14 protein-coding genes and 1 pseudogene are annotated in these 19260 nt (G+C 74.6%); 7 read left to right on the forward strand and 8 right to left on the reverse strand.

Going from position 1 to position 19260, the window contains the following annotated elements; all coding sequences use genetic code 11:
* The first annotated feature begins 28 nt into the window (after positions 1-28).
* Positions 29-1579 (forward strand): alkaline phosphatase PhoX, encoded by a 1551-nt coding sequence (locus VSR01_RS07515; RefSeq protein ID WP_326448485.1) that lies wholly within the window; start codon positions 29-31, stop codon positions 1577-1579.
* Positions 1580-1623: 44 nt separating this feature from the next.
* Here the strand turns inward: VSR01_RS07515 and VSR01_RS07520 are convergent, their stop codons facing one another.
* From VSR01_RS07520 to VSR01_RS07530, 3 genes are all read right to left on the reverse strand, one after another.
* Complete coding sequence (locus tag VSR01_RS07520) at positions 1624-2268, reverse strand: HNH endonuclease family protein (protein ID WP_326448486.1); 645 nt, start codon at positions 2266-2268, stop codon at positions 1624-1626.
* 201 nt (positions 2269-2469) lie between these two features.
* On the reverse strand, positions 2470-3717 hold the full coding sequence (locus tag VSR01_RS07525) for a TerD family protein (RefSeq protein ID WP_326453541.1): 1248 nt from the start codon (positions 3715-3717) through the stop codon (positions 2470-2472).
* Between the two features lie 112 nt (positions 3718-3829).
* A complete protein-coding gene (locus VSR01_RS07530) occupies positions 3830-6058 on the reverse strand; it encodes a DUF2264 domain-containing protein (RefSeq protein WP_326448487.1) in 2229 nt (742 codons plus the stop codon).
* A gap of 265 nt (positions 6059-6323) precedes the next feature.
* Here VSR01_RS07530 and VSR01_RS07535 point away from each other — a divergent pair, with 265 nt between their 5' ends.
* Entirely contained in the window at positions 6324-6455 is a 132-nt protein-coding gene (locus VSR01_RS07535; protein ID WP_326448488.1) for a hypothetical protein, read from the forward strand.
* A gap of 113 nt (positions 6456-6568) precedes the next feature.
* Here the strand turns inward: VSR01_RS07535 and VSR01_RS07540 are convergent, their stop codons facing one another.
* On the reverse strand, positions 6569-8566 hold the full coding sequence (locus tag VSR01_RS07540; RefSeq protein WP_326448489.1) for a lamin tail domain-containing protein: 1998 nt from the start codon (positions 8564-8566) through the stop codon (positions 6569-6571).
* Positions 8567-9173: 607 nt separating this feature from the next.
* On the opposite strand from VSR01_RS07540, the gene VSR01_RS07545 reads away from it, so the two are divergent.
* The 5 genes and pseudogenes from VSR01_RS07545 to VSR01_RS07565 all read left to right on the forward strand — a co-directional run bounded on the left by VSR01_RS07545 (position 9174) and on the right by VSR01_RS07565 (position 16360).
* Positions 9174-9380: a type A2 lantipeptide gene (locus VSR01_RS07545; protein ID WP_326448490.1), complete on the forward strand. Its 207-nt coding sequence runs from the start codon at positions 9174-9176 to the stop codon at positions 9378-9380.
* Between the two features lie 120 nt (positions 9381-9500).
* Complete coding sequence (locus VSR01_RS07550) at positions 9501-10262, forward strand: HlyD family efflux transporter periplasmic adaptor subunit (protein ID WP_326448491.1); 762 nt, start codon at positions 9501-9503, stop codon at positions 10260-10262.
* The gene (locus tag VSR01_RS07555; RefSeq protein ID WP_442785410.1) at positions 10259-12664 is read left to right on the forward strand and encodes an NHLP family bacteriocin export ABC transporter peptidase/permease/ATPase subunit; all 2406 of its coding nucleotides are present in this window, start codon (positions 10259-10261) and stop codon (positions 12662-12664) included. Before VSR01_RS07550 ends, VSR01_RS07555 begins: the two co-directional genes overlap by 4 nt.
* A 178-nt stretch (positions 12665-12842) precedes the next feature.
* Positions 12843-13133, forward strand: a pseudogene (locus VSR01_RS07560) (hypothetical protein); the annotation flags it as partial.
* Positions 13134-13438: 305 nt separating this feature from the next.
* The gene (locus tag VSR01_RS07565; RefSeq protein WP_442785411.1) at positions 13439-16360 is read left to right on the forward strand and encodes an NHLP bacteriocin export ABC transporter permease/ATPase subunit; all 2922 of its coding nucleotides are present in this window, start codon (positions 13439-13441) and stop codon (positions 16358-16360) included.
* A gap of 23 nt (positions 16361-16383) precedes the next feature.
* On the opposite strand, the gene VSR01_RS07570 is transcribed toward VSR01_RS07565, so the two are convergent.
* The 4 genes from VSR01_RS07570 to sufC are packed head-to-tail and all read right to left on the reverse strand — an operon-like array spanning position 16384 to position 19253.
* On the reverse strand, positions 16384-16722 hold the full coding sequence (locus VSR01_RS07570) for a metal-sulfur cluster assembly factor (RefSeq protein ID WP_326448492.1): 339 nt from the start codon (positions 16720-16722) through the stop codon (positions 16384-16386).
* Entirely contained in the window at positions 16719-17183 is a 465-nt protein-coding gene (gene sufU, locus VSR01_RS07575) for a Fe-S cluster assembly sulfur transfer protein SufU (RefSeq protein ID WP_326448493.1), read from the reverse strand. The genes VSR01_RS07570 and sufU overlap by 4 nt, the downstream gene beginning before the upstream one ends.
* A gap of 13 nt (positions 17184-17196) precedes the next feature.
* A complete protein-coding gene (locus tag VSR01_RS07580) occupies positions 17197-18444 on the reverse strand; it encodes a cysteine desulfurase (protein WP_326453544.1) in 1248 nt (415 codons plus the stop codon).
* Between the two features lie 44 nt (positions 18445-18488).
* Positions 18489-19253: a Fe-S cluster assembly ATPase SufC gene (gene sufC, locus VSR01_RS07585; RefSeq protein ID WP_326448494.1), complete on the reverse strand. Its 765-nt coding sequence runs from the start codon at positions 19251-19253 to the stop codon at positions 18489-18491.
* Positions 19254-19260 lie beyond the last annotated feature (7 nt).

A 19260-nucleotide genomic window follows, 5' to 3' on the forward strand; every position in this document is an offset into this window, starting at 1 on the left:
AGCCCCCGCGCGACAGAAGGAGAGCACCGTGCCGCTCACCCGCAGAGACTTCGTCCAGCGTTCCGCGATCACCGGCGCCGGCATCGCGCTGACCGGCGCCGTCGACGTCCTGGCCACCGCGCCCGGCGCGCTGGCCGCCGACGGCCGCGGCGGTCACCAGGGCCAGGACGGCCACGGCGGCCATGACGGCCCCGGCCGCACCGAGCCCGGCTACGGCCCGCTGGTGGACGACCCGGCCGGGCTGCTCGCGCTGCCGGCCGGCTTCTCCTACCGGGTGGTCACCCGCAGCGGCGAGACCACCTTGGACTCCGGTGAGTCCACCCCGTCCAACCACGACGGCACCGCCGCGTTCGCCGGCGAGCGCGGCGCGACCCTGCTGGTCAACAACCACGAGCTGGGCGGCCCGCGGTCGAAGTGGGCATACCCCGTCCCGCTGGCGTCCGGGCTGGTCTACGACCCCGCGGCGTCCGGCGGCTGCACCGTGGTCGAGGTGCCGCGGCACTGGAACGACGGCGCGGACGGCAGCGGGAAGGACGCCGGACGGGGCCACGGGAACGGCGGCGGCGGGCGGCCCGGTCACGAGCCGGTCGCCGAGTGGGTCGGCATCGCCGGCACATCCACCAACTGCGCGGGCGGCGCGACTCCTTGGGGCACCTGGCTGACCTGCGAGGAGACCGAGGACAAGGCCGGCGTCAACGGCATGACCAAGGACCACGGCTACGTCTTCGAGGTCGACCCGCACGACCGCCGCGCCAACCGCGACCCCAAGCCGCTGAAGGCGCTGGGCCGTTACGCGCATGAGGCGGTCGTGGTCGATCCCAAGCGCGGCCACCTGTACCTCACCGAGGACGCGTCGGGCCCCAACGGCCTGCTCTACCGCTGGACCCCGCCGCAGGGCTTCCGCCACGGCCGCGGCCGGCTGGCGACGCTCGGCGACACCGCGGGCGCGTTGCAGGCGTTCCGCTGCTTCGACTCCGGCGGCCGCTACGTCGACGACCTGTCCCGCGCCACCCGCATCGGCACGGTCTACGGCGTGGACTGGGTCGACGTGCCGGACCGCGACGCCCGGCAGACCTCGGTGCGCAAGCAGTTCACCGAGGGCCAGGTGACCCGCGCCCGCAAGCTGGAGGGCATGTGGTGGGCGGACGGCGGCGCGTACGTGGTGTCGTCGTTCGCACGCGAGGAGAGCCCGGTGCAGCACGACGGCGCGGTGTGGTTCTACGACGCCTCGCGGCGCACCATGACGCTGAAGGTGCTGCTGGGCGTCAACGCCGAGCCGGAGAAGGAGGGCGCGTTCGACGGGCCCGACAACATCACCGTCTCCCCGTACGGCGGCCTGATCCTGGCCGAGGACGGCAACGGCGTGCAGCACCTGTTCGGTGCGCTGGAGGACGGCCGCACCTATCCGCTGGCCCGCAACCAGCTCAACATCGGCACCGAACAGGAGCCGGAGTACAGCGAGTTCACCGGCGTGACCTTCTCCCCCGACGGCCGCACGCTGTTCGCGAACATCCAGACGCCCGGCATCATGCTGGCGATCACCGGGCCGTGGCGCCGCCAGGGCGGCAAGGGCTGCTGAGCGCCTCCCCGGGCACGGGTTCGCCCCGTGCCCGGGGAAACGATTCAGCAGCCGCTCAGCACGGACTGGAGCGTCGACTTCTCGGCGCTGTCCACGGTCAGCCCGTAGTAGTGCTTGACCTGCACCCACGCGCGGGCATAGGTGCACCGGAAGGACGACTGGGGCAGCCACTCGGCCGGGTCGTCGTCGCCCTTGGAGCGGTTGGAGGACGCGGACACCGCGAGCAGCTGCGGCCGGGTCACGTCGTTGGCGAACGCCTGGCGCTGCGCGGTCGTCCACGCCCAGGCGCCGGAGGCCCACGCCTCGGCCAGCGGGACCAGGTGGTCGATGTCGAAGGTCGACGGGTCGGTGGTGGTCGCGCCGTCGTAGACGCTGGTCCAGTGGCCGGAGGTGGCCTTGCAGGCGCTGTCGGTGACCACGCTGGTGCCGTCGCGCTTGATCACGTACTCCCGGGTGTCGCAGGTGCCGGAGATCGTGATCCAGGTCGGGAACAGGTCGCGGTCGTAGGTGGAGGCGTGCGTCTCGGCGGTCGCCGTCATCCCGGACAGGTAGCTGCGGGCGGTCGAGGCCGCGATCGGCGTGGGCAGCGCGGCCTGCGCGGTGCCGCTGCCGAGGAGCAGCGCCGTCATGGCGAGCAGGGCGGAGCCGACGACAGCGGATATGCGGTACCGGAGACGGTTTCTGGGCATGGCTGAGCACTCCCGTGACTAGGGGTCGAGACGGTGCGGGTGGTGCCCGACCAGGGTCCCGGCCCCGGGTCTATGCGGGTAGACCGTCAGCGGTAAAGGTTAGGTGAACATGACATTCCGATCCCGGGAGGAGACCCCGGCACCGGCGAACGGCCCGGCCCCGTGGGGGGCCGGGCCGTTCGCCGGTGCCGGGGGCGGGCGTCAGAGCGCCGCGGCGCCCGGCTTCTGCATGCCGCGGGCGGTGCGCGAGTCGACGAAGGTGCCGAGCGCGGTCATCTCCCACTCGCCGCTGTACTGCTTGATCATCTTGGCCATCAAAACCCCGGTGCGGGCCTCGCCGTTCGTCAGGTCGAAGCGGACCAGCTCCTCGCCGGAGGAGGCGTCCAGCAGCCGGCAGTACGCCTTCGCGACCTTGTTGAACTTCTGACCGGAATAGGAGTTGACGGTGAAGACCAGGCCGGTGACCTCCGGCGGCAGCCCGCCGAGGTGGACGGTGATCGCCTCGTCGTCGCCGGAGCCGTGACCGGTGAGATTGTCGCCGGAGTGCTGGATCGCGCCGTTGAGGATCTGCAGCTTGCCGAAGTAGCAGGTCGCGATCGCGTTGCGCTGCGGGCCGTAGGCGATGACCGACGCGTCCAGGTCGATGGCCCGGCCGCCGAACGCGGGCTCCCAGCCCAGGCCCATCCGCACCGAGGTGAGCAGCGGCTTGCCGCCCTTGACCAGCGAGACCGTCTCGTTCTTCCGCAGGTTGACCCGGCCCTTGTCCAGATTGATCCGACCGGGCGCGGCGGGCGGCGCCGGGGGCTGGGCCGGGGCCGCGGCGGGCGGCGGCGGCAGGTGCGCGGCGGGCGGGCCGGAGGGCGGGGGCGCGCTCGGCGTGAAGGGCGCGGTCGGCGGCTGCGGCGGCGCGGCCTGGGGCTGCGCGGGGGCGGCGGGCTGCGGTTGGGCGGGGGCGGCGGGCTCCTCGACGTTCACCCCGAAGTCGGTGGCGATGCCCGCGAGTCCGTTGGCGTACCCCTGGCCGACCGCGCGCACCTTCCACGCGCCGCCGCGGCGGTAGACCTCCACGACGACCAGCGCGGTCTCCGGGCCGAGGCCGGTCGGCGCGAACGTGGCGATCTCGGCGCCGTCGTCCGCGCCGCGGACGGTGGCGGTCGGCACGGTGCCCGCGAAGGCGGCGCCCCCGTCGATGCTCGCGGTCACCACGATCTTGTCGATCTCGGCGGGCACGGCCCCGGTGTCGACGGTGATCGCGTCCGGCCCGGAACCGCCGCCGGAGCGGTGCGAGACGCCCGGCCCCTGCGGCTGGTTGTAGAACACGAAGTCGTCGTCCGAGCGCACCTTGCCGTCGGAGGTCAGCAGCAGCCCCGATACGTCCAGCCGCACCGGGGCGGCGACCTCCACGGTCACTCGCTGTGCGGACAGCGGGACATTCGAGCCAGGCGTCATTGCGGTCATGCCCTCCATAACGAGCCACCGGCCTTTGCGGTTCCATTACTCGCGGCGGCCCCGCGGGCGGGCCACGAGCCCCGGCCGGTCGGGCGGCGGTCGCGGGCGGGGCTCAGCGGGACTCAGCGGGACTCAGCGGGGAGGGGCGGGCGGCCGGCGGTTCCAGGCGGTGGCTTCGGCGGCAGCCGCTCCGAGGACCGCGCAGCGCAGCCAGTGCTCGCCCGGGGGCAGGTGTGTGACCAGCACCGGCAGGACCGTGCGGCGGGCCAGCACATTGGTGCCGGGCAGCAGGTCCAGGACCCGCCCGGCCCGCGGCGGCGCCCCGGGCCCTGCCGCCGGCCCCGCCGTCCGCACGGTCGATGCCGTCCGCACGGCCGATGTCGTCCGACCGACCGATCCCGTCCGCACGGCCCAGGCCGTCCACCCGACCGACGCGGTCCGTCGGTCCCGCGAGGTCCGGCTGCTCCCGGTCGGCGGGGGCGGGCAGGTCGCGCAGGCCGCTCAGGTCGCCGGCCGCGGAGACCGCGCACGCGCTGCCGGCCGTCTCCTCGCGGCGGTCGAGGCCGGCGTCGCGGTCGACGGCGAACCCGCCCTCGTACGCGTGCAGCGCTCGTCCCGTGCGGACGCGGTGGACGCGCAGGTGCCAGGGCGCGGCAGCGGCGAGCCAGGTCGTCACCTCGACGTCGGCCCACGGGCGCCAGGTGCTGACGAGCACGAGGTCGCCGCCGGCCGCGCCCGCCTTCCCCGCCCCCAAAGCCTCCTCGCCCGCCTCCCCGGACCGGGTCGCCTCCGCCCCCGGCGCACCCGCGCGCCACGCCTCCACGCGGAACTCCTCGCACGTCTCGCGCACCCGGAAGTGGACCGGCTCCGCGCCCGGCGGCACGGCGTCGTCGCTCAGCGCGAGCACCGAGTCGTACGCGCCCTGCGCCGCGCCGAGGCCGCCGGCCGGCAGGCTGAAGCCGAAGCGCGTGGAGTACGCGAACTTGGCGTACTTCGCCGCCCCGCCGCGCACCCAGGTGTTGTGCTGGCGCGCGCCGAGCAGCGTCACGTCGCCGCCGGAGCGCATCAGCAGCGCCCCGGCCTCCGGCTGGACCAGGGTCGCCGGCAGCGCGGCCGGCGGGAGTTCGGGCGCGGTCCAGAACGGGTGCCGCTCCGGCAGCGCCAGCGGCAGGAACGCCTTCATCGCCCAGTACGGCGAGCCAGGCCCGTTGTACTGCTCGGCGACCGCGGGCTGCGGATAGCCGTAGCCGACGGTCAGCAGCCCGTCGGGCGAGGTCAGCGGCCCGCGCCGGCGCCACCCGCGCAGGTGCCGCAGCAACAGGCCCTTGACCTCGCCGTGCGGCAGCGCGGTCACGTCCGCGTACGGCAGCGCGCCCCAGAACGCGCCCTGCGCGAAGCGGTACGTCAGGCTGCGCCCGTACGGGACCGCGGAGCCGTCGTCGGCGAACCAGTGCCGGAACCCGGCGGCGAACCGTGCGGCGCGCTCGCGGAAGCGGGCCGCGCGCGCCGGGTCCGCGGGGCCGGCCAGGGCGGCGTAGAGCAGGCCGTAGAAGTGCATCGCCCACGGGATGTAGTAGTCGCGCTGGGCGGTGGCGCCGTCGGAGTACCAGCCGGCGCCGATCCGTTCGGCGTCGTCCGCGGCGAAGCGGTCGCCGGGGCCGCCGCCGAGGGCGTAGCCCTCCAGCCGGTCCAGCCGGGCGCGGCGCGAGGAGGCGTCGTGGCGGTGGCCGACCCGGTCCAGGCCGATGCCGACCAGGACGGGGAAGAAGTTCCAGTTGTTCGCGGGCGTCTCGCGTTCCACGGCGCCGGCCAGCCAGCGGCCGACGCGGTCGCGGGCCGCGCCGCTCAGCGGGTCCCAGAGGCGCTCGGGGACCAGCGCGAGAGCGAAGCCGATCGCCGCGGTCTCGACCAGCCGCTGGTCGACGTCGCCCGGCTCGCCCCAGAACTCCGGGTGCGCCGGGTCCGTGCCGCTGTCCAGGCCGCGGACCCACACGTCCCAGTGCGCGAACTCCCCGCCGCCGGCCGCGAGCGGGGCCAGCCCCCACAGCGGCCGGGCGTACCCCTCCAGGTCGGCCGCGGCGTCGTCGTGGTGCGCGGTGTTCACGCCGAGCCGGAACCGCGCGCCGCCGGGGCTCGCGTACCGGAGCAGCGGCGCGGTGAGTTCGCGCACCCACGCCTGGAGGTCCGCGCGGTCGCCGCCGGCGGGAGCGTCCGCGCGGTCGCGATCCGTACGGCCCGCGGTGTACGTGCCGGTCGCCGCGTCGCCGTGCCGCTCCGGCCGCCGCGCCTGCGCGTCCTGCGCGTCCTGCGCGTCCTGCGCGTCCTGCGCGTCCTGCGTCATCGGTGCCCGCCCCTCCCCCGCTCGTCCACCGCCCGGCCGCCCCTGCCCGGCCCCTGCCAGGCCGCCGCCCAGCCGCCGCTGCCCGGCCACCGGCCCGGCGCGGTGATCACCCTGTGGATGTCGCGGACACGATCGCAACCGCGTCCCCGCGGCGTCAACGGATCGGCGGCGATACCGGCGAACCGGACGTAATCCGCGTCACTCACCGGTTCCCGGGACGCGCGGGACAACGTAGTGTCGGACCGGAAGAAGGCAGGTGAGGCTCGTGAACCGACTGATCAGAAGCATCCTGACCAGGCTCGACTGGTGGTGGGTGCGGCTCGTCGGCGAGCACCGCGTGCCCAGTTACCCGCCGCGCGGGCTCTGCCTGGTGTGCCTGGAGCGCGAGTCCCACTAGCCTCACGCCGCACCGCCCCGTGGCGCCGACTGCCGGGCCGGGAAGCGGCGTTGACGACGCGCCGCGCCGGGGGCGGCCCGGTGTGCGGGTCGCCCCCGGCCTCGGGGCGTGGGTCAGCAGGGGAAGGTGCCGCTGTACAGGGCGTGCCCGGATGAGGACGTCGAGGCGCCGAAGCCGTAGATCCCGTCGTCGCTCCAGACCGCTTCGCGCGAGCCGGCCACGCAGGTCGAGGTCGGCGCGAGCGCGAAGCCCTCCAGGTTGTCGGTCGGCATCACGGCGGGGTTGGTGTAGGTCACGTCCGGGACGATCGCGCCCGCGCCGCCGACCTTCAGGAAGGTGTGCGTCTCGCCGCAGGTGTTGTCGCAGGTGGCGAGGAGGCGCTGGGTCCCGGCGTCGAAGGTCACGTCCATCACGGAGGGCTTGCCGGTGGCGATCGTGCCGAAGGTGGTGAAGGTGCCGTCGGAGTTCAGGCCGTAGACGTGCAGCGTGCCGTCCCACTCCAGGCCGGCGAAGAACAGACCGGAGCCGTGCAGCGGGTAGTCGGCCGGGTCGTAGGCGGCGCCGGTGAGCGGGTCGGTCCAGCCGTTCGCGGTCAGCCAGCTGTCGGGCACGTAGCCGACGCCCTCGAAGCCCAGGTTGGCGTCGTCCTTGCTGCCGGTGTTCAGCTGCGGGAACTGGCTGGTCATGTCCCACTGGTGGACGGGCGCGAGGGTCGATCCGGTGGCGGCCGGGTCGAACTCCATGACCGTGTCCTTGGGGACCGTGTTCTTGGTGTTGTCGCGCTCGGAGGTCACGTAGAGGTGGCCGTCGCCGCCGACCGTGAGGCCCTCGGAGTCCGGCTCGCCGGAGCCGCCGGCGAACCGGATCTGCTTGCCGGTCGCGCTCCACGACGGGTCGGGCGTCCACAGGCCGTTGCTCTTGACCAGCTTGAACAGCCAGTCCTTGTTCTTCACGGCCCACAGCACGGACGGGTTCGCCGGGTCGAAGGCCAGGCCGCTCACGTCGCGTCCCTCGGGTCCGGTGGACGTGGTGAACGCGCAGACCTTGTCGGCGATCGTGACGTCCGCGCCGCCCGGCCACGCCAGGGTGCCCGCGGGGGTGGAGCCCGTGCCGGAGGGCGCTTCGGGGGCGCAGCCGCTGGTGAGGGCTCCGCCGCCGCCCAGCAGTCGGCCGGGCTGGCCGCCCGTGCCGCCGCCGGTGCCGCCGCCGGTCCCGCCGCCGGCGCCGGAGCAGGAGTTCGGCGCGCCGGGCGTCGCGGTGGTGGCGGTGCGGAAGGCGCCGGCGCCGTCGGCGCAGCGTTCGTACGACGGCTTGGCGGCGTCGACCGCCCAGGTCACCGAGTCGACGGTGGTGCCGGTGCCGTCGAGGAGGAAGAGCGAGTCGGCGTCGCCGAGGCCGAGGGCGGAGCCGAAGGTGACGTAGCCGCCCGCCGGGATGCTCGTCGCGCTCGGCGAGGCCGCCGAGACCGCGGCCGGGGTGTGTCCGGTGTCGCCGTCGACGTACTTCCAGGACGCGAGGGAGACCGCGCTCGTGCCGCCGTTGTACAGCTCCACGGTGTCGGCGCCGGCCGAGGTGACCTCGTTGATCCGCACCCGGCTCGCCGCGGGCGCCGGCGACGGGCAGCCCGGGGCGTTCGCGGCGCCGAAGGTCGTGGCCGCGGTCGTGGTCACCCACGCGCCGACGCCGTCGCCGCCGCACCGGGCCATCGCCGGCTTCGCCTTGTCCGTCGCCCACTCGACCCGGTCGACCACCGTGCCGCCGGAGGTGTAGATCACCAGCTTGTCGGAATCGCCCAGCCCTTTGGGCGAGTCGAAGGTGACGAAGCCGCCGGCCGGGATCGTGCTCGCGGAGGGGCTGAACGACTGCGGCGAGAAGCTGTCGTCGGACATCTTCCAGCCGCTGAGGCTCACCGCGGTCGAGCCGGTGTTGTACAGCTCCACGGTGTCGCCGTTCGACGAGGTGACCTCGTTGATGCGGACGTTCTGGTAGCCGGCCGGGTCGGCGGCGGACGCGGGCTGCGCGGCCACGAGGCCGGTGAGGACGAGCCCTGAGACCGTCAGGGCCGCGGCGCACGCGGTGGCGGCGCCGGCACGCAGAGGTGAGGTAGGCACGAGGCGGCACTCTGATGTGGCGACCTTGCCCCGGGGTGTACGCGGGCTGAATGCCGTCTGCGGGCCGACCGAACGCCCGGCGCGCCCCGTCCGCCACGACCGCGGCGCCTGCGCCTCGCCATGTCGGACATCACCGCACATCACCGGATCGAAAAGGCGTCGGCCGACGTGCCGTCACGAATGGCGGTTTCGGCGGGAGGGCACAGGGCCGCTGCGAAAGCTGCACAGCGTGTGCGATTGACGCGCATCACACGGCGCGCGCCCCGGCGCACACGCAGGAGTGTTCGAGACCGGGCGCGGAATCCGGGCGCTTTCCTTACGGTCCGGGGGTGTTGTGGAGAACGTTGTGAAGGAAACGTCCCCGTCCCGTGCGGGCGATCGGCGGACGATATCCGAACACGCGGACGGGCGGTCCTTCTTGGGTGGCCGGACCGTGGGTGACGTGCTTACATCGTCCGCCATGCGGGAGTTGGCCAGACGCCCTCCGGATTCCCCGGAACGTCGAACACCCGTGTGCCGCGGCCTTCTTCGCACTCCCCTCTGAAGGGGCCCGCGGCTTTGTCCCCCACGTGCAAGACGACGTGCAAGACGAAAGGAATTCGCTCTTATGCGCAAGGACTCCGCGCCCCAGGTCGAGACCCGCGAGATTTCCGACAGCGAGCTGGACACCGTCTCCGGCGGCCTGCTCGAGCCGGTGCTCGGCACGGTCTGGGCCGTCGACTCGGTGCTGCCGTCCGTCTCGGACGTCACCGGCCTGGTCTCGGGCGCGACCGGCGTGAACGTCGCGCCGCTCACCGGCCTCGCGGGTCTCTGAGACCCCAGCCGATCCCGCCGCGGACCCCGGAGCGCTCCTGCTCCGGGGTCCGCGGGGCGTCCTGACGCGTGACGTCCGATGCCTGATGCCCGTCCCGAACCCGCAGAGGAGACACGTCCGTTGGAGTTCCGGCGCAGCGCACTCGCCCGGCTGCACTCGCCCGAGGAGCTGGACCTGCCGGTGCGGCTGGCCCGCCCGCAGGGACGCCTTGTGCTCGCCGTGACCGTGCTCGTGCTGGCCGTCGCCGGCGTCTGGGCGGTGAAGGGCACGGTGTCCACCCGGCTGTCCGCGCCCGGCATCCTCACCTACGGGCAGGGGAGTTACGCGGTGCAGAGCCCGGTGGCCGGCCAGGTCGTGGACGTCGCCGCGCGGCCGGGCCGGCTGCTGGCCGCCGGAGCGCCGCTGGTGCGGGTGCGGACCTCCGCCGGGGTGCGGCAGGTGCGCGCGGTGGCCGCGGGCCGGGTGGTCGCGGTGCCGGCCGGCCTCGGCACGGTGCTCGCCACCGGCGCGCCGGTCGCCACGCTGGAACGGGTCCCCGCCGCCGCGGCCCCGCTGGTCGCGGTGGTCTACGTGCCGGCGTCCGACGCCGCGTCGGTGCCGGTGGGAGCGCCGGTGCGGCTGGCCGCGGGAGCGGCCCGCGTCGGCGCCGGCTCCGCCCTGCGCGGCGCCGTCGCCCAGGTCGGCGCGGCCCCGCAGTCCCGGGCCCGGCTCACCGCGTTCCTCGGCGACCCCGACCTCGCCGCCGCCTTCAGCGCCGAGGGCGACCCGGTGCCGGTGGTGGTCCGCCTCGACGCGCGCCCCGGCGGCCTGGCGTCGATGACGCCCGTCGCCGCGTCCGTACGGCTGTCCGCGCAGCACCCGCTCGACTGGATGCTGCCGTGACCGCCCGCCACTCCCCCGCGGCCGCCGGCCGCGGTCGGCACCGCCCGGAACCCGCCGCCACGGGCCGGGCCGGTGCCCACGCCGAGGGCCGAGGCCACGGCCGCGCCCGCAGCCGCGGGGGCCACAAAGACAGCGGGGCCGGGGGTCCCCGTCGCACACCGCGCCCGGTGCGTACGCCCACCGTGCTGCAGATGGAGGCGGTGGAGTGCGGCGCGGCGGCCCTGGGCATGGTGCTGGGGCACCACGGGAAGCACGTACCGCTGGAGGAGCTGCGGATCGCCTGCGGCGTCTCCCGCGACGGCTCCCGGGCGAGCAATCTGCTCAAGGCCGCCCGCGGCCACGGCATGACGGCCAAGGGCATGCAGATGGAGCCCGCCGCGCTGGCCCACGTCCCGCCGCCCGCCGTGCTGTTCTGGGAGTTCAACCACTACGTCGTCTACGAGGGCACCGGCCGCAGGCTCGGGCGGCGCGGGGTGTACGTCAACGACCCGGCGCGCGGGCGCAGGTTCGTGCGCGAGGAGGACTTCGACACCAGCTTCACCGGTGTGGTGCTGACCTTCGAGCCGGAGCCGGGCTTCCGCCGGAGCGGGCGCGGGCCGGGGCTGCTCGCCGCGCTGCCGGCCCGGCTGCGCGGCACCTCGGGCACCATGCCGGCCGCGGTGGTCGCCAGCTTCCTGCTGGTGGTGGTCGGCGCGGCGGTGCCCGCGCTCAGCCGGACGTACATCGACTCGTTCCTGATCGGGCGTCAGACCTCGCTGCTGGCGGTGCTGTTCTGGTCGATGGGCTGTCTGCTGGCGCTCACCGCGGCTTTGACCGCGGTCCAGCAGGCGAATCTGCTGCGCGGCCGGATCATCTCCTCGACGCTGACCAGCGCCCGCTTCATGCGCCATCTGCTGCGGCTGCCGGTGCAGTTCTTCGCCCAGCGCAACCCGGCCGACCTGGTGCAGCGGCTCCAGTCGAACGACTCGGTGGCCGAGACCCTCGCCCGCGACCTGGCCGCCGCGGGCGTGGACGCGGTGGTGGTGCTGCTCTACGCGGTGCTGCTGTGGACGTACGACCCGCAACTGACCGCGGTGGGCGTGCTGGTGGCGCTGCTGAACGTGGCCGCGCTGCGGGTGGTGGTACGGCTGCGCGCCACCGGTACGCACAAACTCCGGGCGGACACCGCGAAGTTGACCAACACCTCCTACGGCGGCCTGCAGTTGATCGAGTCGATGAAGGCCACCGGCGGTGAGAGCGGCTACTTCAGGCGCTGGTCGGGGCAGCACGCGGCGACCCTGGACGGGCAGCAGCGGCTCGGCGTGCCGAGCGCCGCGCTGGCCGTGGTGGCGCCGACGCTGGCCGCGCTGAACAGCGCGCTGATCCTGCTGATCGGCGGGCGGCGGGCGGTCGACGGCGGGATCTCGGTGGGCCTGCTGGTGGCGTTCCAGGCGCTGGTCACCGGCTTCACCGCGCCCGTCAGCAGGCTCGGCGCGGTGGCCGGGCGGGTGCAGGACTTCGCCGCGGACGTGGCCCGGCTCAAGGACGTCGAGAACTTCCCGGTGGACCCGCTGCACGTGCGCGACCGCGCGGGAGCGGGGCCCGGCCCGGAGGCAGGAGCGGGGCCCGGCCCGGAGGCAGGGGCAAGGGCAGGGGCAGGGGCCGGCGAGGGGCCCGCGGCCGAAGCGGCGGCCGTCCGCCGGCTCAGCGGCCATGTCGCCCTGGAGAACGTCACGTTCGGCTACAGCCCGCTCGACCCGCCGCTGCTCACCGGGTTCTCGCTGACCGTCGGCCCGGGCCGCCAGGTCGCCCTGGTCGGCGGCTCCGGCAGCGGCAAGTCCACGGTGTCCCGGCTGATCGCCGGCCTGTACCGGCCGTGGGAGGGCGTCATCGCCTTCGACGGGCAGCGGCTGGAGGACATTCCGCGCGGCACGCTGGCCGCGTCAATGTCCTTCGTGGACCAGGACGTCTTCCTCTTCGAGGGCACCGTGCGGGACAACGTCGCGCTGTGGGACCCGTCGATCCCCGACGAGGACGTGCTCGCCGCGCTGGCGGACGCGGCGCTGTCCGAGGTGGTCGCGGCGCGCCCCGGCGGCATCCTGGCCCGGGTCGAGCAGGACGGCCGCAACTTCTCCGGCGGCCAGCGCCAGCGCCTGGAGATCGCCCGCGCGCTGGTCAGGCGGCCGAGCGTGCTGGTGCTCGACGAGGTCACCAGCGCCCTGGACGCCGAGACGGAGCTGCGCGTCATCGACAACCTGCGCCGCCGCGGCTGCGCGTGCGTGGTCATCGCGCACCGGCTGAGCACCGTCCGCGACAGCGACGAGATCCTCGTGCTGGAGCGCGGCGAGGTGGTCGAGCGCGGCCGGCACCAGGAACTCGTCGCCGCGGGCGGGGTCTACGCGCGCCTGGTCAGGGAGCACTGAGTGACGGCCCGCCCCGGCGACACCGCGCCCCCCGCCGTCCCCCGGCCGACCCGGGCCCCGCGCCCACACCCCTGCCCGCGCCCGCGCCCACATCCTCGCCCCCGCCCGGCCGGGCGCACGCCCCCGTCCCGGGTCCGCCCCACCCGGCCGCCCCGCACCCCGCCGGCCCGGCCCGGTCCTGCCGGACCCGGTCACCGCCGCCTTCGGCGGGCTCGGCGCGGCCGTGGACTGCGCGGGCCTGCATGACCTGCCGCTGGAGGGGACGCATGTGCTGTGGCTGGTGGCGGCCGGGGCGATGGACCTGTTCGCGGTCGACGCGGCCGGGCACGGCAGTTGGCACTTCCTGGGCCGCGTGGCGGCCGGCACGCTGCTGCTCGGCCCGGTCGCCGGCCCCCGCCACACGCTGGTCAGCCGCCCTCTGCGCTCCTGCGCGGTTCGCCGCATCCCGCTGCGCGAACTCCCCCGGCCGCGCCGCCCGACGCGTACCGGACCGGATACCCGGCCCCGGGCGGGTACGCCGCCCCGGCCGCGTCCGCGGGTCCGGAACCGTACGGCGCCCCGGACCCGCACGGGGGTCCGCACACGTACAACACCCCCTCCGCGTACGGGAGTCCGGACACGTACGGCGACGGCGGCGCGTACGCCGGTCCGCCGCCGCATCCGTACGGCGGCGACCCGTACTCCTACGGCGGTCCGGGCCCGTACGGCTCCGGCCGGCCGCGGGACGCGGCCCTGGAGGACGCGTTCGCGCGCGGGCTCGGGCGCGGGCTGCGGGTGCTGTTCGACGCGCGGGTGGACGGCCGGCCGGGCGGCGGCGGCACGGACGACGAGGACATCCCCTGGACGACGGTGGACCCGGGCGGGGTGCGGTCCGGCGCCGACTTCGGCGCGTGGGCGCCCGGACCGGCCTGGGCGCCCGGACCGGCGTGGGCGCCCGGACCGGCGGAAGCACCCGGCGCGACCGGGACGGCCGGGGCGGCCCCGGAGCCCGGGCCCACCGCGGCAGCCGGGCCGGACCTGCTGGTCGACCCGGCGCTGTGGCAGCGCCTGGTCGCCCAGCAGTCCCGGCTGCTGACCTCGCTCGGCCGCTGGATCGACCGGCTGGAGCGCGCCCACGAGGAGCGGGCCGCGGCCGGCATCCGCGCGGGGCACGAGGCGGGCGCCGCGGCCGACGAGGTGCTGCTCGCGGCGATCGACTCGTCCGTGCCGCGCCCCGGCCGCGGCGGACCCGCGCAGGACGCGGGCTCGGCCCCCGCCGAGGAGGCGCGCAGGCGCAGGACCGCGCGCCGCCGCCGGGTGGTCCGCAGCGCCCCGCCCGCGCCGGACGTCGGCGCGGGCGTCGATCCGGACCTGCTCGCGGTCTGCCGCCTGGTCGCCGGCGCGGCGGGCGTCGAGGTCACCGCGCCCGCCGGCCCGCCCGGTCCGCGCCTGGACCCGATCGAGCGCATCGCCCTCGCCTCCGGCTTCCGCACCCGCGAGATCACCCTCGGTGACCGCTGGTGGCGCGAGGACTGCGGCCCCCTGATCGGCTTCACCACGGACGCCCGGGCCGCCGCAGCCCCGGACGCGGGCGACCCGGAGCCCGCCGCGCCAGGTCGCTCCGCCCCGCCCGCGACAGCCGCCGCAGGCTCTCCCTCCCCTCCCGGCGGCCCAGGCAGCACCCCGACCTACGGTCGGGCCGCCGGTCCGGGTCGGCCCACGAGTTCCGGTCCGGGCCCCGTCCCGGGCCGCGGTCCGAGCCCCGCCCAGGGCCGCGGCCCGAGGTCCGGCCCGGGCGCCGGTCCGGGCGCCGGTCCGGGTCAGGACCCGGCGCCGGCCTCCGGACCCGCCGCCCGGCCGACCCCCGTCGCCCTGCTCTGGCGCCGGGGGCGCTACGAAGCCGTGGACGCCGCCGGGCGGGTCAGCCGGGTGGGCGCGCGGGCGGACGCGGAGCGCTACGAGCGGCGCGCGGTGGCGGTGGTGCGGCCGCTGCCGCACGGGCAGGCGACGGCCTGGCAGCTGGCCCGGTTCGCGCTGCGCGGCGGCGGCGGCGACCTGCGCGGCCTCGCGCTCGGCGGCCTGGTCTCGGTCGGGCTCGGCGCGCTGGTGCCGGTGGTGACCGGGCAGGTGCTGGGGTCGTACGTGCAGGCCGGCGAGAAGGGCCTGATCGTGCAGGCCGCGCTCGCGGTCGCGGCGGCCGCGGTGCTGTCCGCGGTCTTCATGCTGTGGCAGAACCTGGCGATGCTGCGGCTGGAGGGCCGGATGGAGGCGGCGCTGCAACCGGCTGTCTGGGACCGGTTGTTGCGGCTGCCCACCCGGTTCTTCGCGAGCCGCTCGACCGGTGAGCTGGCGAGCGCGGCGATGGGGGTGAGCGCGGTCCGCCGCACGGTGTCGGGGATCGCGCCGGTGGTGGTGCAGTCGGGCGCGCTGGCGGTGGTGGACCTGGCGGTGCTGCTGTGGTGCAGTGTGCCGCTGGCGTCGGCGGCGCTCGGGATGCTGGCCGTGGTCGGCGCGCTGTTCCTGGCCACCGGGCTGTGGCAACTGCGCTGGCAGCGGCGGCTGGTGGAGCTGGGCAACCGGCTGAACAACCAGGCGTTCCAGACCCTGCGCGGGCTGCCGAAGCTGCGCGTCGCCGCCGCGGAGAGCTTCGCCTACGCGTCCTGGGCGGAGGGCTTCGCCCGCAGCCGCGAGCTGCAGCGCACGGTCGGCCGGATCAAGAACCTGACCGCCGTGCTCAACGCCGTGTACCTGCCGCTGTGCACGCTGCTGGTGTTCCTGCTGATGGCCGGCCCGGCGCGCGGGAGCATGGACGCGAGCACGTTCCTGACCTTCACCACCGCGGCGACCACGATGCTCACCTCGGTGACCCAGCTGACCGGCGCGCTGGTCTCCGCGGTGGCGGTGCTGCCGATGGTCGAGCAGATCGCCCCGGTGCTGGCCGAGCCGCCGGAGGTGCCGCCGGGCGCCGCCGCGCCCGGCGAGCTGACCGGCGCGATCACCGCCAGGGGCCTGACCTTCCGGTACGCGCCGGACGGGCCACTGGTGCTGGACGACGTGTCGTTCGAGGTGCGGCCGGGCGAGTTCGTGGCGGTGGTCGGCGCGAGCGGCTGCGGCAAGTCGACGCTGCTGCGGCTGCTGATCGGCTTCGACCTGCCGCGGTCCGGCAGCGTCCGCTACGACGGGGTCGACCTGGGCACGCTGGACCGGGCCGCGGTGCGCCGGCAGTGCGGGGTGGTGCTGCAGAACGCGCAGCCGCTGAGCGGGTCGATCCTGGATTGCGTGCGCGGCGCGGGCTCGTACGGCCCGGAGGAGGTGTGGGCGGCGCTGGCGATAGCCGGGCTGGCCGAAGACGTCAGGGCGATGCCGATGGGCCTGCACACGGTGGTCGCGGACGGCGGCGGCGCGGTCTCCGGCGGCCAGCGGCAGCGGCTGATGATCGCCGCGGCGCTGATCCGCCGGCCGCGGGTGCTGTTCCTGGACGAGGCGACCAGCGCACTGGACAACGCGACGCAGAAGGTGGTCATGGACAGCACCCGGGCGATGCGGGCCACCAGGATCGTGGTGGCGCACCGGCTGTCGACGGTGCTGGACGCGGACCGGGTGCTGGTGATGGACCGCGGCCGGATCGTGCAGGAAGGGCCGCCCGCCGGCCTGCTGGCCGACGCGGGCGGCCCCTTCTACGCGCTGGTGCGGCGCCAGCTGGCCGACGCGGGCTGAGCGCCCGGGGGCGCCTCAGCCGCTCAGACGTTGAACCCCAGCGCGCGCAGCTGCTCGCGGCCGTCGTCGGTGATCTTGTCCGGGCCCCACGGCGGCATCCAGACCCAGTTGATCTTCAGGTCGTTGACGATGCCCTCGGTCGCGGTCTTGGCCTGCTCCTCGATGACGTCGGTCAGCGGGCAGGCCGCGGACGTGAGCGTCATGTCCAGGGTGGCGACGTTGCCGTCGTCGATGTGGATGCCGTAGATCAGGCCGAGGTTGACCACGTCGATGCCCAGCTCGGGGTCGACCACGTCGTACAGGGCTTCCTTGATCTCTTCCTCGGAGGCCGGCTTGAGTGCGACCTCGGCGTCGTTGGTCATGCGGTCTCCTCGTCGGGGGCGCCGGACAGCGCCTGCGCGGTCGCGTCCTTCCACGCCATCCAGCTCAGCAGCGCGCACTTCACGCGCGCCGGGTACTTGGAGACGCCGGCGAACGCCACCGCGTCCTCCAGCACCTCCTCCATCGCGTCGTCGGGCTCGATCCGGCCCTTGGACTGCATCAGCTCCAGGAAGGTCTCCTGGATCTTGCGGGCCTCGGAGATCTCCTTGCCGACCAGCAGGTCGTTGAGCACCGACGCGCTGGCCTGGCTGATGGAGCAGCCCTGGCCCTCGTACGAGACGTCGCCGATCACGTCGCCGTCCATCCGCACCCGCAGCGTGATCTCGTCGCCGCACGTGGGGTTGACGTGGTGCACCTCGGCCTGGCCGTCCCGCAAGCCCCGCCCGTGCGGGTGCTTGTAGTGGTCCAGGATCACGTCCTGGTACATCGAGTCGAGCTTCACAGCAGCACCGCCATCAGCCGAAGAAGTTCCGGACCTGCTCCAGCCCCTCGACCAGGGCGTCGACCTCGGCCGGGGTGGAGTACAGATAGAACGACGCCCGCGTGGTCGCAGGAATTCCGTAGCGCAGGCACACCGGCCGGGCGCAGTGGTGTCCCACGCGGACCGCGATGCCCTGCTCGTCCAGCACCTGCCCCACGTCGTGGGGGTGTATGTCGCCGAGCGTGAAGGAGATCGCCGCGCCGCGGTCCTCGCTCGTGGTGGGCCCGACGATCCGCAGGTCGGGCACCTCCAGCAGGCGTTCCAGCGCGTAGTGGGTGATCGCGTGCTCGTGCGCGGCGATCTTGTCCATGCCGACCGCGGTGAGGTAGTCCACCGCGGCGCCCAGGCCCACCGCCTGCGCGATCGGCGGGGTGCCGGCCTCGAACTTGTGCGGCGCGGGCGCGTAGGTGGAGGAGTGCATCGAGACGGTCTCGATCATCTCGCCGCCGCCGAGGAAGGGCGGCAGGTCCTCCAGCAGCTCCTGGCGGCCCCACAGCACGCCGATGCCGGTCGGGCCGAGCATCTTGTGGCCGGTGAAGGCCACGAAGTCCGCGCCCAGCGCCTGCACGTCCAGCACCATGTGCGGGGCGGCCTGCGAGGCGTCGATCAGCACCAGCGCGCCGACGTCCTGGGCGCGGCGCACGATGGCCTCGACCGGGTTGACGGTGCCCAGGATGTTGGAGACCAGCACGAAGGAGACGATCTTCGTCTTCTCGGTGATGACCTGCTCGATGTCCGACAGGTCGAGCCGGCCGTCGTCGGTCAGGCCGAACCACTTCAGCTTGGCACCGGTGCGCTGCGAGAGCAGCTGCCACGGCACGATGTTGGAGTGGTGCTCCATCTCGGTGATGACGATCTCGGTGTCGCGGTCCACCCGGTAGGGCTCGTCGGCCCAGCCGAGCATGTTCGCCACCAGGTTCAGCGACTCGGAGGCGTTCTTGGTGAAGATCACCTCGTCGCGGCTGGGCGCGTTGACGAACGCCGCCACCTTGTCGCGCGCGCCCTCGTAGAGCGCGGTCGCCTCCTCCGCGAGGACGTGCACGCCGCGGTGGACGTTGGCGTTGTGCCGCTCGTAGTAGGCGTTCAGCACGTCGAGGACCTGGCGGGGCTTCTGCGAGGTCGCCGCGTTGTCCAGGTAGACCAGCTTGCGGTCGTCGTGCACCAGGCGGTCCAGGACCGGGAAGTCCTTGCGGATCGCCTCGGTGTCCAGCAGGCCGGGGATCGCCCGGCCCGCGAACGCGGCGGGCGGGGGAGACGAGGGATCGGTCACGCGGCAGCGCCACCCTTCACATAGGACTCGTAGCCCTCCTCCTCCAGCTTGTCGGCCAGCTCGGCGCCGCCGGACTCGGCGACCCGGCCGCCCACGAAGACGTGCACGAAGTCGGGCTTGATGTAGCGCAGGATGCGCGTGTAGTGGGTGATCAGCAGGGTGCCGACCTCACCGGTCCCGCGGACCCGGTTGACGCCCTCGGAGACGATCCGCAGCGCGTCGACGTCCAGGCCGGAGTCGGTTTCGTCGAGGATCGCGATGTGCGGCTTGAGCAGTTCGAGCTGGAGGATCTCGTGGCGCTTCTTCTCACCGCCGGAGAAGCCCTCGTTGACGTTCCGCTCGGCGAAGGAGGGGTCCATCTGGAGCCGCTCCATGGTCTCCTTGACCTCCTTCACCCAGGTGCGCAGCTTGGGGGCCTCGCCGCGGATGGCGGTGGCCGAGGTGCGCAGGAAGTTGGAGACGGAGACGCCGGGGACCTCGACGGGGTACTGCATGGCGAGGAAGACGCCGGCCCGGGCGCGCTCGTCGACGGTCATCGCGAGCACGTCCTCGCCGTCGAGGGTGACGGTGCCGCCGGTGACGGTGTACTTGGGGTGACCGGCGAGCGAGTAGGCGAGGGTGGACTTGCCGGAGCCGTTGGGGCCCATGATGGCGTGCGTCTCGCCCTGCTTCACGGTCAGGTCGACGCCCTTGAGGATTTCCTTCGTGGCGTTGTCGGCCTCGACGGTGACGTGCAGGTCGTGGATTTCAAGCGTGGCCATGGGTGAC

This window comes from Actinacidiphila sp. DG2A-62, assembly GCF_035825295.1.
Lineage (GTDB): Bacteria > Actinomycetota > Actinomycetes > Streptomycetales > Streptomycetaceae > Actinacidiphila.